Source organism: Paraburkholderia sp. BR14374 (assembly GCF_040948685.1).
In the GTDB taxonomy this organism is placed as follows: domain Bacteria; phylum Pseudomonadota; class Gammaproteobacteria; order Burkholderiales; family Burkholderiaceae; genus Paraburkholderia; species Paraburkholderia youngii.
Genome location: NZ_JBFPKF010000086.1, coordinates 1 through 2,186, shown reverse-complemented (window position 1 = coordinate 2,186; position 2,186 = coordinate 1). Strand labels below are relative to the sequence as shown.

The window sequence follows — 2,186 nt, the reverse complement described above, 5'->3', positions numbered from 1 at the left end:
CTTGCTCATGGTGGATGGTTTGTTGTTTGCTGGTTTCCGACTTCGACAATCAGATTCTCAGCTGAAACCTCCACCGCCTTCAATTCCCCGCCCCAGATCCCCCGTACACCACTTCCGACTTTAGCTCGGCGCTTGCGCACGACCTCGTCAAAGCGGGCTGGCTTCAACGCCTTTCAAGAGGCGCATACCTCGTGACCGGTGATGTCCCTACGCGAGACGGCACGATCGCGTTTCTGAGTCGTCGCGTCCCCGGGATGCACGTCGCCGGAAAGACCGCTCTCTCCTGGCAGGGCGTCCGCCACAACATTGCGTTCCGCGAGCGCGTTGTTCTGTGGGGACAGAAGCCCTATGCCTTTCCTGACTGGATAGGCGAACACCTGCTTTACTCGTACCAGACAACCACGCTATTTGACGAGGAGTTTCGCTACGAGGAGGGCCTTAAACCCCTGCCAGCAGGCGACCCCGCCGTGCTGGTGTCGATCCCGGAGAGAGCCCTACTTGAACTCGCGAGTGATGTCGGAAAAGGTCAGACCATGGAGGAAGCGACCAACCTTATGGTCGGCCTGCGTAATATCCGGCCCCATGTGCTCGACAACTTCCTGAACCACTGTACTCGCGTGAAGGTCGCCGTCCTTGTTCGCGATTTCGGTGCCGATGCAGGGTTCTCCTGGGCCAGGGATCTTCAAAGGCACATCGATCGCCTGAGTCAGGGCAAACGATGGACGCATAAAACCAAAAACGGTGAGCGACTCACTCTCAAACCACGATGAACGACATTTACGTAGACACGGTGCGGCTGATGCTCGGCGTAACACCCATCATCTTTGATACCCCTCTGTTCGCCATGAAAGGCGGAACGGCGTTGAACCTGTTCTTGCAGGCGATGCCTCGGCTCTCGGTCGACATCGATGTGGTCATGGTTCGCAGGGATCTGGGCCGCGACGACGCCATCGCAGCGATCAGCGGTGAACTCGACCGCGCCCGCGCGCAGATCGAAGCGGAGGGCCATGCCGTCAAGTTTTCGACAGCGACCACGTCAGGCAAGGCTAAGGGCGACGAAGTGAAGCTGACTGTTATCTCGGGCCAAACCTCGGTCAAGGTAGAGGTGAACTATGTGTTCCGGGGAACCTTGCTCGACCCGGTGGATCGCCCCCTTGTGCAAGCGGCAGAAGAGATGTTCAACACGAGCATTACGGGACCGACTCTGCATGAAGCGGAGCTTTACGGTAGCAAGATGGTCGCGGCACTCGACCGTCAGCACCCGCGCGACCTGTTCGACGTGTTGCACATGTATTCCACGCCAACGCTCGGGCTGCGCCGCGATATCGTCGACGCGTTCGTCTGCTACCTCGCAGGGCATAACAGACCGATTCACGAGGTCCTGTTCGCCCCTAAGCACTCCATGGCGGGTGCCTACGAAAAGGAATTTGTCGGGTTGACCATCGAAGCCGTCGACCTGACAACGCTTGAGGCCACTCAGGATAAGCTAGACCGTGAGTTGCCTGCGGCGCTTACTCCAGAACATCGCGAGTTTCTCTTCTCACTGGTTAGTCTGGAGCCAGACTGGTCACTGATGCCATACGGTTACCTAAGCGAGTTGCCTGCGATTCGCTGGAAACTACAAAACCTCGAAAAGCTCAAGAAAAAGAGCGCGGACAGATTTGCTGAACAGGAGGCGCTTCTGCGTCAGGGATTCGAAAAGATCGACGGCGGCCGGATGCCGCAATAAAGGTCACGTCTGCGCCGCCACCTTGCATCTGAAACGACGGCCAACAGTCTTTCTCAACTCGCACCGCGCGCGAGATTTCGAAGCATATTCTTCCCTGATCATTAAGGAATACAAATCATGTATGCACCCTAATCTCCCAGCTACGTTCAAACGACGTGGCCATGCCATGTCGCGCCTGTCGTGTCATGACATGTCATGTCCATGGCCATGTCCACCAAAACAATTCGATCAATTCTTTATGTTATGTCAAATTTGTGGGGTACTATCGGTAACGACTTATGCCCTGCATCGCCACAATCCGCATACAAGGAATCCCCACCGTTCTGAAGATGAACCGCCCCGGGATTTCCGGAGGCTCCACTTCTTGAGAAAATGGAGCTATGGAAAACACGAAGAAGAAGTGTCCAAGGTACTCGCCTGAAGTTCGTGAGCGGGCTGTGCGAATGGTTCTGGAACA

1 protein-coding gene and 1 pseudogene are annotated in these 2,186 nt (G+C 56.2%); both read left to right on the top strand.

Going from position 1 to position 2,186, the window contains the following annotated elements:
• Window positions 1–122 precede the first annotated feature (122 nt).
• Window positions 123–770 (top strand): annotated as a pseudogene (locus tag AB3X86_RS38020) (type IV toxin-antitoxin system AbiEi family antitoxin domain-containing protein); the annotation flags it as partial.
• Window positions 767–1,729 (top strand): nucleotidyl transferase AbiEii/AbiGii toxin family protein, encoded by a 963-nt coding sequence (locus tag AB3X86_RS38015; RefSeq protein WP_368599875.1) that lies wholly within the window; start codon window positions 767–769, stop codon window positions 1,727–1,729. The pseudogene AB3X86_RS38020 and the gene AB3X86_RS38015, both read left to right, overlap by 4 nt.
• Window positions 1,730–2,186 lie beyond the last annotated feature (457 nt).

Coding starts and splice junctions, on each gene's coding strand:
- AB3X86_RS38015 (WP_368599875.1), top strand. CDS start 767: ATGAACGACATTTACGTAGACACGGTGCGGCTGATGCTCGGCGTAACA.